11 protein-coding genes and 1 pseudogene are annotated in these 13520 nt (G+C 69.9%); 7 read left to right on the forward strand and 5 right to left on the reverse strand.

All coding sequences use genetic code 11. The features are described 5' to 3' along the window. Positions 1 to 289: 289 nt before the first annotated feature. Positions 290 to 1006 (reverse strand): SDR family oxidoreductase, encoded by a 717-nt coding sequence (locus ABZW18_RS13375; RefSeq protein WP_356186354.1) that lies wholly within the window; start codon positions 1004 to 1006, stop codon positions 290 to 292. Positions 1007 to 1070: 64 nt separating this feature from the next. Between ABZW18_RS13375 and ABZW18_RS13380 the strand changes: the two genes are divergently transcribed. From ABZW18_RS13380 to ABZW18_RS13390, 3 genes and pseudogenes are all read left to right on the forward strand, one after another. Beyond that, positions 1071 to 1613, forward strand: coding sequence for a MarR family transcriptional regulator (locus tag ABZW18_RS13380; protein ID WP_356186356.1), 543 nt, complete (start codon positions 1071 to 1073; stop codon positions 1611 to 1613). 194 nt (positions 1614 to 1807) lie between these two features. Further along, on the forward strand, positions 1808 to 2749 hold the full coding sequence (bla, locus tag ABZW18_RS13385) for a class A beta-lactamase (protein WP_356186359.1): 942 nt from the start codon (positions 1808 to 1810) through the stop codon (positions 2747 to 2749). A 298-nt stretch (positions 2750 to 3047) separates the two neighbouring features. Then, positions 3048 to 3517, forward strand: a pseudogene (locus ABZW18_RS13390) (GyrI-like domain-containing protein); the annotation flags it as partial. 427 nt (positions 3518 to 3944) lie between these two features. Here the strand turns inward: ABZW18_RS13390 and ABZW18_RS13395 are convergent. Next, complete coding sequence (locus ABZW18_RS13395) at positions 3945 to 4457, reverse strand: DinB family protein (protein ID WP_356186361.1); 513 nt, start codon at positions 4455 to 4457, stop codon at positions 3945 to 3947. Between the two features lie 424 nt (positions 4458 to 4881). Between ABZW18_RS13395 and ABZW18_RS13400 the strand changes: the two genes are divergently transcribed. Further along, on the forward strand, positions 4882 to 5793 hold the full coding sequence (locus ABZW18_RS13400; RefSeq protein WP_356186363.1) for a class I SAM-dependent methyltransferase: 912 nt from the start codon (positions 4882 to 4884) through the stop codon (positions 5791 to 5793). A gap of 92 nt (positions 5794 to 5885) precedes the next feature. Here the strand turns inward: ABZW18_RS13400 and ABZW18_RS13405 are convergent, their stop codons facing one another. From ABZW18_RS13405 to ABZW18_RS13415, 3 genes are all read right to left on the reverse strand, one after another. After that, positions 5886 to 6470 (reverse strand): XRE family transcriptional regulator, encoded by a 585-nt coding sequence (locus tag ABZW18_RS13405; RefSeq protein WP_356186366.1) that lies wholly within the window; start codon positions 6468 to 6470, stop codon positions 5886 to 5888. A 313-nt stretch (positions 6471 to 6783) separates the two neighbouring features. Next, on the reverse strand, positions 6784 to 7629 hold the full coding sequence (locus ABZW18_RS13410; RefSeq protein WP_356186368.1) for an EamA family transporter: 846 nt from the start codon (positions 7627 to 7629) through the stop codon (positions 6784 to 6786). A gap of 5 nt (positions 7630 to 7634) precedes the next feature. Then, positions 7635 to 8159 (reverse strand): MarR family transcriptional regulator, encoded by a 525-nt coding sequence (locus ABZW18_RS13415; RefSeq protein WP_356186371.1) that lies wholly within the window; start codon positions 8157 to 8159, stop codon positions 7635 to 7637. A 433-nt stretch (positions 8160 to 8592) separates the two neighbouring features. Here ABZW18_RS13415 and ABZW18_RS13420 point away from each other — a divergent pair, with 433 nt between their 5' ends. The 3 genes from ABZW18_RS13420 to nirD all read left to right on the forward strand — a co-directional run bounded on the left by ABZW18_RS13420 (position 8593) and on the right by nirD (position 13254). Further along, positions 8593 to 10152, forward strand: a complete 1560-nt coding sequence (locus ABZW18_RS13420; protein WP_356186374.1) for an FAD-dependent oxidoreductase — start codon at positions 8593 to 8595, stop codon at positions 10150 to 10152. Further along, positions 10152 to 12734 carry a nitrite reductase large subunit NirB gene (nirB, locus tag ABZW18_RS13425; protein WP_356186377.1) on the forward strand — a complete coding sequence of 861 codons (2583 nt, stop codon included), beginning with the start codon at positions 10152 to 10154 and terminating at the stop codon, positions 12732 to 12734. Before ABZW18_RS13420 ends, nirB begins: the two co-directional genes overlap by 1 nt. A gap of 166 nt (positions 12735 to 12900) precedes the next feature. Then, positions 12901 to 13254: a nitrite reductase small subunit NirD gene (gene nirD / locus ABZW18_RS13430; RefSeq protein WP_356186380.1), complete on the forward strand. Its 354-nt coding sequence runs from the start codon at positions 12901 to 12903 to the stop codon at positions 13252 to 13254. Positions 13255 to 13520 lie beyond the last annotated feature (266 nt).

Genomic DNA, 13520 nt, shown 5'->3' on the forward strand with positions numbered 1-13520 from the left:
AGGTCGCCGGCCGGACTCCTGTTTTGCTCCGGGCGGCGGCTCAGCACCCTTCGGACGTAGCGGATTCCTCCGCTGGTGAGCGGTTGCGACCTCTCGCCTCGCGTCACCCCAAACGCCGGTCACCGGTGTCTACGGGGTCTGCTGCAACAACCGACGACTGGTGACTGTTCGGCCGGGATCGCTGGCGTCGGCGCAGGAGTGGAACCCTGCCGGTTGTCGGTCCACCGGGCCACGCCCTGTTGTCTGTTGGCTTAATGCGACCGGCTCCAGGGCCCGCTTTCGTCAAGCGCTACCGCGTGGTGAAGGCGCCTCCGTTGACGTGGATGGTCTGGCCGGTAATGTGCCGGGCCCCCGGAGAGGCGAGGAAGTAGGCCGTCTGGGCGATGTCGTCGACCGTTCCCGGGCGCTTGTTGTGTGTCTCTTCCACGAGCGCGCGGCGGCGTTCTTCGGCCAGCTGGCCATGGAAGAAGTTCGTGTCGGTAACGAAGCCCGCGGAGATCACGTTGCAGGTGACGCCCTTTGGAGCGAGTTCGGCGGACAGTGAGGCGTTCCAGGCGGCCAGGGCGGCTTTCGCCGCACCGTAGGAGCCGCCTCGGCGCTCGGCACCGATCGAGCCGATGTTGATGACGCAGCTGCTGCTGGTGAGTTTGTCCTGGACCGCAACGGTGGTCAGCACCGCGGTGAGAAGGTTCTGGGCCAAGCTGCTGTGCCACTGGGCCAGTTGTGCTTCCAGCGTCGATGGGTCACCGGATGCGGGCTCCGGCAGCCCTCCGGCGGCATTGACCAGGGCGTCCAAGTCGCCGAGCTGGGTGGCGAGCGCCCCAACCTGCTCGGTCGAGGTGGCATCACAGAGCACGCCGTTCGCCCCTATCTCTTTGGCCGTCTGTTCGACGGTGTCGGGGTTTCGTCCGGTGATGAAGACCTCTGCCTGGTCAGCGGCGAACCTTTGGGCAATGGCACGGCCGATACCGCTGGTGCCACCGGTGACGAGCACAGTGCGGGTCACGAGTCCTCCGGCTTCCTACTATGTTTAGACCTAAACGTATCTGACGATGACAGGGAATCACACCGTGCCCGACATCAAAACGGGATCAGAGGGCCCCGAGCCCGCCCCCTCCGCCACCGACATCGCCACGGCCTGGCAGCGGGAACGACCAGGAACCCCAACTGAATCGATCGAGATCGTCACTCCCATCTGGTGGCTCGCGAAGCTCTTCGCCGACGACCGCAGCCGGGCCCTTCGAGAGGCGGGGATCGATGCAGCCACCCTCGATCTGCTGTCTGTCATCCGTCGCTCCGGCCCGCCCTACACCCTCAGTACCCGCGAGATCGCCCGGCGGACGCTGGTGACCGCCGGCGCGATCTCACAGCGCGTCGCCCGGGCCGAACGAGACGGCCTCGTCCAACGAACACCCGGGGCCACCGGCCGCCGGACTGTGCTGGTGGAATTGACAGCCGAAGGCCACGCCCTCATTGAGCGATCCGTCGCCACCGTCCTCGGCCGCGAGGCCGCACTCGTCAGTGGCCTGTCGGAGCACGAACGTCCGGTGCTCATCGCGCTCCTGGACAAACTGATGGCCGACGTCCGGCGACGCACCACCGAAGAGAGCTGATCATCTCAAGCTCGTCATCCGGGGAAGAGACCATAAAGAACAATTTTAGGGCCTGTTGCGAAAGCGTTGGTCGCATGCCCCTTTCGTAGACCCGGTCCCACGGGCTGTATGGCCCGCAGCCCACCGGCGCTGCGCCAGGACGGTCACACCCGCAGCGAAACCAGCCCGGCCGCCAGCGCGTGTTGAAGTACGTCATGATCGCCTCAGAAGGGAACGCCTTGCACACCACAGGACCACGCCCGTCCCGCCGCACCGCACTCGCTCTCGGCGCCGGCACGGCACTTTCCGCCGCCCTGCCCCTCGGCGGGACGGCATACGCCTTACCTGGCGGGGATAACGGCATCACCGCGCGGCTGAGGGAGCTCGAGCAGCAGCACTCCGCCCGTCTGGGCGTGTTCGCCCGCAATACGCGCACGGGCAGGATGGTGGCGTACCGCGCGGACGAACGCTTCCCGATGTGCTCGCTGTTCAAGACGATCGCCGCCGCGGCCGTTCTGCGCGACCTCGACCACGACGGCGAGTTCCTGGCCAAGCGCATCCGGTACACCGCAGAGTACGTCGAGAAGTCGGGCTACTCCCCGATCACCGGCAAGGCCGAGAACCTCGCAGGCGGCATGACCGTCGCGGAGCTGTGTGACGCCGCCATCTGCCACAGCGACAACACCGCGGGAAACCTGTTGCTCCGTGAGCTGGGGGGACCGACCGCCATCACCCGCTTCTGCCGCTCGATCGGGGACGGCAGGACCGGGCTCGATCGATGGGAGCCCGAACTCAACTCGGCGGAACCATGGCGCGTGACTGACACCACCACCCCCCGCGTCATCGGCCGGACGTACGCGCGCCTCACGCTCGGCGACGCGCTCACATCCCAGGACCGGGAACGGCTCACCGGCTGGCTGCTCGCCAACACGACCAGCGGCGACAGATTCCGCGCCGGCCTTCCCGCCGACTGGATTCTCGCCGACAAGACCGGCGGCGGGAGGTACGGCGGCAACAACGACGTGGGCATCACTTGGCCGCCGGACGGCGCACCGATCGTGATGGCCGTCCTGACGACCAAACACGAGGAAGACGCGCAGGCCGACCATCCGCTGGTGGCCAAGACCGCCGCATTGCTGGCGGCGGCACTCATCTAGGGTCGGTTACGGAAGTGCTGGTCACACCGTCGTTGAGCGCTGCGACCAGCACGGTCGCCTCGTAGCGCACGGCAAGCTTGCCTACCCGGTGGCCACGGCACGGTGGCGCTTGAGGCGGTTGATGCCGCACTCGACCGCGTGCCGAGCCTTGTAGTCTCCGGGTCGAACTTCGGCGGACGGCCGCCGCGGGAGCCGAGTTTCTTTCGGTTGCGGGTCTGGTCAGCTTTGTCCGGGATGGTGCAGCGGATCCCTCGCCGTCGCAGGTAGGCACGGTTCTTGCGGGAGGCGTACGACTCGTCGGCGGGAGTTCAGCGTGGTCGGCAAGAAGGCGTGCGTCCCCCTCGTACACGAGGGCATGAACCCGGCGATTGTCGAGTTCGTACGGAGCATCGGACAAGAGACCCTCCAGCGCATGGAGGAGCTGTCCGACCAGGAGCCGCGCGGGGTCGTCTCCGTGAGCGACAACATCGCCGACAGTCGCGAGGTGGGCACCGAACTCGACTACTGCCATGGCGTGGTGACCAACGCAGCCGCACCCGCGGACATGGAATCCCCCACCGTCCCGGCGGGCATGTGGGCGGTCTTCGAGAGTTGGGGTGAGTTCCCGCAGCACTCCAATACCTGTGGCGGGACGTGTTCACACAGTGGTTCCCGTCCAACCCGTACCGGAGCGTGCCGGGCCCGGAGATCCTGCGCACGCGACTTTCCGGGGACGCGACGGCAGCGGACACGGAGCTGTGGATCCCCGTGGAGCGGACCGCGGGCTGAGGAGCAGCGGCGCGCAGGCGGTCCGGGGCCGGGCTCGGACCCGGACCGCCAGGGCGTGTTGGAGATGTTGCTCGACGCCTTGAGCGACCTTGGGATGGCTTGTGGCGATCTGACGGTCGAACAGTGAGGGCGGCTAGAAACGGTGTTGCCGCGCCGATACCGAGAATAAAGGCCGGCCGCCTCGGAACCGACGGCAGGTGGCGCCACTGCTGGCTCGCCCTCATGCACTAAGGCCTGGTCCGGCAGATCATGTGACTGCCTCTCGCTCGGGTCGTTGACGTCGTCATGGGGCGCCGGGAGATCTGACGAGCGACGAGTGGGCCCGGCTGAAGCCCTGCTGAAGCCACATTGCCCAAGGACGCGCAGCGGGGAGGGTGTTGGGCCAGTCACGGCAAGGTGATCAAATGGGGTGGCTGGGGCCTCGCCCTCAGACGCCCGTACGGCCGTCGATGCGCTCGCGGATGAAGTCGGCGTGGCCGCAGTGGCGGGCGTACTCGGCGATCATGTGGGTGTAGATCCAGCGCAGGGTGACCTGCCCGCCCATGAAAGGGCTGGTGTCCGCGAGCGCGTGGGACGCGCAGTTCTCCCGGGCACGGTCCATCTCGGCCTGCCATATGGGCAGGGCCTTTTCGTAGGTGGCCCCCTCGGCGAGGTCGAAACCGCCGTCGGTGGTCTCGGGGTCGGCATCGGGGTTGAAGATCGGCGGAGCGTCCTCCTGGGCCAGGACCCGGCGAAACCAGTTCCGCTCGACCTCCGCCATGTGCTGGACGAGGCCGAGCAGTGTGATCGGTGAGGGCTCCACGGATGCCTCGCGGAGCTGGTCCTCCTCCAGGCCGTCGCACTTCTGAGCGAGGGTGGTGCGGTAGAACTCGAGCCAGCTCTCCAAGGACGCCCGCTCATCGGCGTCCAAGGGGGGCATGGCGCGTTCAAGAGTGCTCATGGTCGCCATCGTGGCATGGGGGTCTGACAATGCGGTTGCAACCAGTGCCGCACGCGATGCCCCCAGCCGCCGAAGCGAGCACCATCGGCGTGATCCACCGGACAGGACCGAGCGACCCCCGCCCCAGCACCCCGGCACCTTGGTACGCCCAACCCCCGCCCGGCGCCCCGGTACGTCGCATCGATGAATCGCGGAGTCGCGGAGTTGCGGAGTCGTGTTTGCCGGACTCGCGGACTCGCGGACTCGCGGACTCGCGGACTCGCGGACTCGCGGCAGCGTACGCGGCGCAGGGACCGGCTTGCCCTCCGGCTCCGAGCGCACGGGAGCGAGCCACAACGGTTCAGACGGCATCCTAAAGGCACGCGGTTTGCTGGTTCGGCAAAGCCATTGGCTCTTTCGACGAGCGCCGGTGGACGATGCAGTCATGACACCAGCACATCCGGGCTCGGACTCGACTCAGCCCAGCCACCCCCATGACCAACCACCCAATGCCCCCTCCCACGGCCACTCTCATGACCACCCCGAGTGGGCCGACCGTGGGAAGGAGCTCGTCAACGACGGCGAGACGTTCGCGCCCATGGTTGACCAGGCTCTCGCCTGGTTGGCCGAGCGTGTCCCCGACGTACGCAGCGTGTTGGACGTCGGCACCGGGCCGGGCGTTGCGGCCTGCAGCTTCGCGGAGTTGATTCCGGCGGCCTCCGTACTGGCCGTCGACGGCTCCGGCGAACTGCTCGACCTGGCTCGGTCGCGCGCCGCCCGGCTGGGTGTCGGCGATCGATTGGCGACGCGTCAGGTCACCTTGCCCGACGATTTGGCCGAGCTCCCACAGGCCGACATCGTCTGGGTGAGCGGCGTGGTCCACCATCTTCCCGACCCGGTGGCGGCGTTGCGTGCGCTCGGCGCCTTGGTCCGTCCGGGCGGTCTGCTCGCGGTCCGGGAGGGCGGCCTCCCGACGCGGTTTCTCCCCGACGGCGCGGCACCCGGTCTGCTGTCGCGACTCGAAGCGGTGTCGGAGGACTTGGTGGCCGCGGCCCAGCACCCCGCAGGGGTCGTGCCGCGCGCAGCGGACTGGCCAGACCTGTTGCGCGAAGCGGGGCTGCACCCTGCCGGCAGCAAGTCCTTCCTGCTCGACCTGCCCGCGCCCGTGACTACGAACGTACGCGAGTGGATTCATGGTCGGCTGGCCATGCTGCTTCGGCTCGCTGCCGAGGACGTGTCCGGTGCGGACCGAGCGCTGTTGGACCGGCTGCTCGACCCCGCTGCTCCCGACGGGCTCCTTCGGCGATCCGATCTCTTCCTGCTCGCCGCGAGTACGGTGCACACCGCCCGCCCCTGAAGAGGTGTGCACCGTGGAGACGTAACGCCTATCGAGCGGCGGTCGGCAGCGATGAGGGCGGTCGCCGACGGTCAGTAGCGGTCCGCGGCGGGTCAGCTCCGGCGCGGGGCAGCCTTCACGTGCATGCGCTCGCCCTGAGGCCCGAACAGGCTGAGGTACTCCACCCCCCGCGCATCCCCGTTGCCGAACCAGTGCGGGACCCGTGTGTCGAACTCCGCTGCCTCACCCGCCTTCAGCACCAGGTCGTGCTCGCCGAGCACCAACCGCAGCTTGCCGCTGAGCACATACAGCCACTCATAGCCCTCGTGCGACTGCGGGTCCGGGTCCCGACCGCTCCCACCTGCCGGAAGGATCTGCTTGAACGCTTGCAAGCCCCCGGGTTGCCGGGTCAGCGGGATGATCGTCATGCCGAATCGATGGATCGGCTGCGCCTGGATACGAGGATCGCCGGTGGGCGGGGCACCGACAAGTTCGTCCAGGGCAACACGATGTGCCTTGGCCAGCGGTAGCAGCAGTTCCAGGCTGGGTCGCCGAGTTCCGGACTCCAACCGGGACAACGTACTGATCGAGATCCCGGTGGTTTCGGAGAGCGCCGCCAGCGTGGCTCCACTCTGTTGACGCAGGGCCCGCAGACGGGGACCCACCGCCGTCAGCACCTCATTCAGGTCACCAGTCATATCGACTATTGCAGAACCAGCAACATGGTTTGTCAATACGCATCCGGGTGCGCGACGCGGTGGCAGCGTCCCAACCCGCAAGAGTGGGCGTGTAATTGCTGCATCCCACCGGCTACAGAGTGCCGGCGGCGCCAAGAAGTCCGGATGCCCGGCTGCCCGGCTGCACGGCTGCACGGCTGCCCGAGTCGCCGGCCGCCGGTCCCCCTCACCCGTCACCCTCGCCCTCACTTGTCACCCCTCGCCCTCGCCCTCGCCCTCGCCGGAAACGACCCGCCCCGCACACCACAGCTGACCACCATCCGGCCGCCGTACCTCACTGCAAGGCGATCAACGCGATCGCCGTCCCCGCGCCGGCCAGGCCCAGGGCCTGACCGCGGCTGACGCGTTCGTGCAGGAACACCAGGGCCAGTACAACGGGGATGACCGGGTAGAGAGCCGAGAGGACTGTGGCCACGGCCATCAGTTCCTGTTGCGTGGCGGCCAGGTACAGCACCAGCGCAACCGTGCCGACGGCCCCGGCTGCCAGAGCCGGAACCCAGAGCCGTGCGGACGGCAGCCGCCAGGGACCCCGTACGTGCCACAGCAGTACGGCGACGACCGCGACGGACATCACACGGCTGGCCACCACCGGCCACAGCCCGGCCTCCACCGGCACCCGGGCGATGGCCAGATACTGGGCCGCGAAGCCCACCCCGGCCACCAGTGCATCCCCGACCCCCACCACCCCGACGGGCCGCTCGCTTCGGGGACCGGAGCCGCCTGAGACGAGCCAGATCGCAGGCAGCGCCCCCACGACGCCCACCACTGCCGGCGACGGCGGCCGTTCGCCGAGGAACGCCAGCCCCACCAGAACCGGCAAGGCGACCGCGCCCACATCGCTGAGCGGAACGACCACGCTCATCGCGCCCTTGCTCATCGCCCGGTACAGAAACGCCACTCCCACACCCGTGCCGAGGCCGGACAGGGCTCCGTAGCCCAGGGCCTGCACCCCGGGGGCGCCACTGGGGCCGGCCGACGCGGCGATCACGCTCAGGGCCGTCCCGCCGATCTGCGCGTAGAGGGCCACTGTCATGCCGTGTGCGCGGCGCGAGACCAGGCCGTTCACAAAGTGCGTTGATCCGAAGCAGACCGCTGAGGACAGCGCGAGCAGCTCACCCACCGCGCTCAACCTCCCCCACGGACCCGTACCGCCGCCCCGACGGGGCACTGCCGGCCACCTGCCACGCACGCCTTGCGGTCGCACAGGCGGCACAGCACGTACTCCGAGCCCACCGCGTCGAACAGTCCGTCCAGCAGCGGCACCAGTCCGGCCGCCAAGGCCTCGCGCTGTTCCTCGGTGAGGTGGTCCACGAGCGCGTTCAGCTGCCGCTGACGCGCGGACAGCGCCCGTCGCGCCGCGTCGCGACCCGCTTCGGTCAGCTCCACGGGGACCACGCGCCCGCTGCCCGACCGGCGTGTGACCAGGCCCCGGGCCGACAGCTGATCGAGCATCCTGGCGCAGGCAGGCTGGCTGAGCCCGATCCGGGACCCCAGCTCCGTGACACCCACTCCGGGGGACGTCAGCAGCGTCACCAGGGCTGCCGCCCCACTCGCGCTGACGCCCGCGGCATCCGCGGCGGCTCTGGTGAGCCGATCGGAGACGGTCAGTGCCGCTGCTCCCAGCAGGTTCTCCAGCCGCATATCATGCATAACTCATGCATACGCCGGATCGGAGATCACTTCAACCCTGATGGAGTGAGTGGCAGGCATGTATGCGCAGTCATGTATGCAGGCGTACGTGCGGACGCGGGTGCTCCGCGCGCGTGGAGAGGGCCTGACAGGGACGCGGGTCCTCCGCGCGCATGGAGACACGTAGAGACGGGCCTACACAGCCGTACGCGCGCGCTTGCGTGTCTGCGTGTGTGTGCGCGTACGCACCTCGGTGCGCGCCTTAAGCGCCCTGCGTTGCCTGCGCGCGTACCGAGCGAGTTACGTACGCGCAGCGCGCGCACACATCCGGCACCGGGTGGCCTCTCGCCGAGATCTGGGCTCACAGCCATGCCCCCCGGTCGCTGAGGGCAGCGTTGCGCACGGGAAACAATGGTGATGCGGGCGGGAAACGAGCACGACGCAGGCTTCGCATATGGCCACAGCGAAGAATGCCCGCACCCGTCGCAGCGGCCACCGCATCGCGGTGGTCGGCGGCGGCATGGCCGCTGCCCGGCTGGTGCAGCAGCTGGCCGCGTACGGCGACGCGCTCGACGTCACGGTCATCGGCGAGGAGCCCCACCTGCCCTACAACCGGGTACTCCTCGCGGATGTCCTCGCCGGTCGCTACTCGCCCGACGTGGTCGCGCTGCCCACGCCGCCGTCCGCGGCCCGCTGGCTGCGCGGCGTACGAGCCGTACGGATCGACCGTGCGGCGGGCGAGGTGCTGTGCGACGGCGGACAGTGCGTGCCGTACGACTCGCTGGTGCTCGCCACGGGGTCGAACCCGGTGCTCCCGCCCCTGCGGGGCCTCTTCGAGCCGGACAGCCACGACCTGCCGCAGGGCGTGCACGCGTTCCGCACGATGGACGACTGTCTGGCGCTGGCTACCGCAGTACGCCCAGGCGTACGGACCGTGGTCATCGGCGGCGGGCTGCTGGGCGTATCGGCGGCGCGGGCGCTGGCCCGCCGCGGCGCACAGGTCGTTCTGGCACAGCAGGGCGAGCACCTCATGGAGCGCCAGCTGGACGCCGGCGCGTCACAGCTGCTGCGGCAGCACGTGGAGGCCCTGGGGGTGGAGGTCCACACCGAGTGCCGGGTCCGCGGGCTGCTGACCGGGCCGACGGAGGAGACGGAGCCGACGGGACCGGCGGAACCGGCAGGGGCGGCAGAAACGGGATCAGGGTCCGTACGTGGGTCCGTACGGACCGTCACCGCCGTGGAGCTGGCCGACGGTTTCCGCCTCGACGCGGAGTTGATCGTCCTGGCCTGCGGCGTACGCCCCCGCGTAGGCCTCGCCCAGGCCGCGGGGCTCACCGTCAAGCGCGGCATCGTCGTGGACGACGAGCTGCGCACGTCAGACCCGCGCATCCACGCGATCGGCGACTGCGCGGAGCACGACGGGGTTCTCTACGGCCTGGCGGGACCGGCGCAGGAACAGGCCGACGTGCTGGCCCGGCTCCTCGCCGGACCGGCCCCCGACGCCCACGACGCCCCCGGCTTCCAGGCCGGAGCGGCCCGTACCGCACCCGACGGAACGGGCCCTGGCATCCACGCCGGACCGGACCACACCGCCCACACCGCTCCGGTCCCTGCCGCCCACGCCGCACACAGCCCCGACGCCCACGCCGCACCGGCCCCCGACGCGCCTACCGCACCGGCCCCCGACGTCCAGACCGCACCGGCCCAAGGCCGGAGCTACACCGGCACCCGTTCCCTGACCCGGCTCACCCTGACCGGATCCGTGCCGGGCCAACCTCTCGACCTCGCCGCGTTCGGCGAGATCGACCCCTCCCCCGGCGACGACGTCGTCCACCTCTCCGACGCCACCCGCGGTGCCTACCGCAAGGTCGTCGTCCGCGGGGACCGGCTCATCGGGGGAATCCTGCTCGGCGATCTCGGCACCGTTGGCGCGCTCGCCCGTACCTGGGAGGGCGACGAGCCGCTGCCCTCCGCTCCGCTGCTCCACCTGCTCACCAATGATGGAGGCTCCTGATGTCCACTCCGACGATCGTGCTGATCGGCCACGGGATGGTCGGCCAGCGGTTCCTCGAGGCGCTGGCCGACCGGGGCGTCACCGAGGACGCACGGGTGGTCGTGTTCTGCGAGGAGCCGCGCCCCGCCTATGACCGGGTCCAGCTGACCTCCTACTTCTCCGGCACGACACCCGAGGAACTCTCCCTCGTCGAGCCGGACTTCATGACGCGGCACGGTATCGAGCTGCACCTCGGCGACCCGGCGCAGACCATCGACCGCGCCGCGCGCACGGTCACCTCGCGCGCCGGACTGGTGATCGAGTACGACACGCTCGTGCTCGCGACCGGCTCGTACCCCTTCGTACCGCCCGTCCCCGGCAAGGACGCCACCGGCTGCTTCGTCTACCGCACCGTCGAGGACCTGCTCGAGATCGAGGAGTACGCGAAGAACTCCCGCGTCGGCACCGTCGTCGGCGGCGGCCTGCTCGGGCTGGAGGCGGCCGGCGCGCTCAAGGGGCTCGGGGTGGAGACCCACATCGTCGAGTTCAATCCGCGGCTGATGGCCATCCAGGTCGACGACGGCGGCGGCACCGCGCTGCGCCGCACCGTCGAGGACATGGGCCTCTCCGTCCACACCGGCGTCGGCGGCAAGGCGATCACGGTCGACGACAACGGCGCGGTCACCGGCATGGAGCTGTCCGACGGTTCGTCCATCGAAACGGACCTCGTCATCTTCTCGGCGGGCGTCCGCCCCCGTGACCAGCTCGCCCGCGACAGCGGCCTGACCGTCGGCGAGCGCGGCGGCATCACGGTCGACGAGCAGTGCCGCACCTCCGACCCCGCCGTCTACGCGATCGGCGAGTGTGCGCTGGCGGCCGACGGCCGCGTGTACGGACTCGTCGCTCCCGGTTACGAGATGGCGGAGACCGCCGCCCGGTCCATCACCGGCGCCGACAGCGCGTTCACCGGCTCCGACACCTCGACCAAGCTCAAGCTGCTCGGTGTGGACGTGGCCTCCTTCGGCGACGCGCACGGCACCTCCCCCGGCTGCCTCGACGTCGTCTACGCGGACTCCCGCTCCGGTGTCTACAAGAAGCTCGTCGTGGGCGCCGACGGCACCCTGCTGGGCGGTGTGCTGGTCGGCGACGCCGAGGCGTACGGGATGCTGCGCCCGCTCACCGGATCCGTACCGCCGATCCAGCCCGAGCAGCTGGTCCTCCCCGCCGGGCTGGGCGCACCTGCCGCCATCGGCCCGTCCGCGCTGCCCGACGAGGCGGTCATCTGCAACTGCCACAACGTCACCAAGGGCGCCATCCGCTCCGCCGTGACCGAGCACAGCTGTACCGATGTCCCCGCCGTGAAGAAGTGCACGAAGGCGGGTACGGGCTGCGGCAGCTGTGTGAAGGTCCTCACCACCCTCGTCAATGACGAGCTGGAGGCGGGGGGCGTGACCGTGGACAAGGGGTTGTGCGGCTGCTTCGCGCACACCCGCGCCGAGCTGTACGAGATCGTGCGGGTGCGCGGCCTCACGGCGTACGCGCGCGTGCTGGACGAGCACGGGCGGGAGGAGGCCCGCGGCGGCGACGGCTGCGAGATCTGCAAGCCGACCGTTGGCTCCATCATCGCCTCGCTCGCGCCCTCGATCGGCGCCGACGGCTACGTCCTGGACGGCGAGCAGGCCGCTCTCCAGGACACCAACGACCACTTCCTCGCCAACCTGCAGCGCAACGGCTCGTACTCGGTCGTGCCCCGCATCCCCGGCGGCGAGATCACGCCCGAGAAACTGATCGTGATCGGCGAAGTGGCGCGGGACTTCGGGTTGTACACCAAGATCACGGGCGGTCAGCGGATCGACCTGTTCGGCGCGAGCGTGGACCAGCTGCCGCCGATCTGGGCTCGGCTGGTCGACGCCGGCTTCGAGTCCGGGCACGCGTACGGAAAGGCGCTGCGCACGGTGAAATCCTGTGTGGGGCAGACCTGGTGCCGCTACGGCGTGCAGGACTCGGTCCGGATGGCGATCGACCTGGAGCTGCGCTACCGCGGGCTGCGCAGCCCGCACAAGCTGAAGTCCGCCGTCTCGGGTTGCGCGCGCGAGTGCGCCGAGGCGCGCGGCAAGGACTTCGGCGTGATCGCCACGTCCAACGGCTGGAATCTGTACGTCGGCGGCAACGGCGGCGCCGATCCGCGCCACGCCGACCTGCTGGCCCAGGATCTGTCGGATGCCGAACTGGTCCGGCTGATCGACCGGTTCCTGATGTTCTACATCCGCACCGCCGACCGGCTGGAGCGCACCTCAGCCTGGCTGGAGCGGATCGAGGGCGGGCTGGACCACGTACGGGATGTGGTGGTGCACGACTCGCTCGGGCTGTGCGACGAGCTGGAGGAGCTGATGGCCGACCACGTGGCGCACTACCGCGACGAGTGGGCGGCGACGCTCGACGACCCCGAGCGGCTGCGGCGCTTCGTGTCCTTCGTCAACGCTCCGGGCACGCCGGACCCGTCCGTGCAGTTCGTGGCCGAGCGCGACCAGGTGAAGCCGGACCTGACCGTACTGGCCGGTCCTGTTCTTCCCATCCGCACCCTCGAGGGGAGCCCTGCCTGATGAAGGTGCGACGCGTACACGCGTACGACCCGGTGACACATCCGGATCCACCGGCCGTCCCAGGCCTACCGGCCGTCCCAGGCCCGGGCGCCAGTCCCGGCTCCGGCCCTGGCCTCGGCTCTCGCCCCGTCCTTGTTGTCCGCACCCTCGAAGGGAGCTCTGCCCGATGACGCTCGCACCGGACAAGACCACCGTAAGAGTGGAACTACTGGTCGATCAGCGCTGGTTCGCGGTCTGCGACCTCGCTCACCTCACCCCCGGGCGCGGGGTGGCCGCGCTGCTGGAGGACGGCAGCCAGGTCGCGGTGTTCCTGGACCGCGCGGGCAGCGCGTACGCGATCTCGAACCGGGACCCGTTCACGGGCGCGTACGTCCTGTCGCGCGGGCTGATCGGGCGTACGGCGGACGGCCGTCCCTTCGTCGCCTCGCCGCTCCTCAAGCAGCGCTTCGACCTCGCCAGCGGCCGGTGCCTGGACGACGAGTCCGTGACGGTACCCGCCTTCGCGGTGAGGCTCGGGTGAAGCGGTCCGGCTGACCACGGGCAGCGGTCCGGTGCGGGGGCACGGACCGATTGCCGGGGGGGCGGTCCGGCCGACGGGGGGCGGCCTGACTAACGGAGATCCGGCCGACGGGGGCCGGTCCGACTGACCGGCCGGTCCAACCGACAGGGGGCGGTCCGACTGACCGGGCGGTCCAACCGACAGGGGGCGGTCCGACTGACCGGGCGGTCCAACCGACAGGGGGCGGTCCGACTGACCGGGCGGTCCAACCGACAGGGGGCGGTCCG

This window comes from Streptomyces sp. NPDC004647, from assembly GCF_040609575.1.
GTDB lineage: Bacteria > Actinomycetota > Actinomycetes > Streptomycetales > Streptomycetaceae > Streptomyces.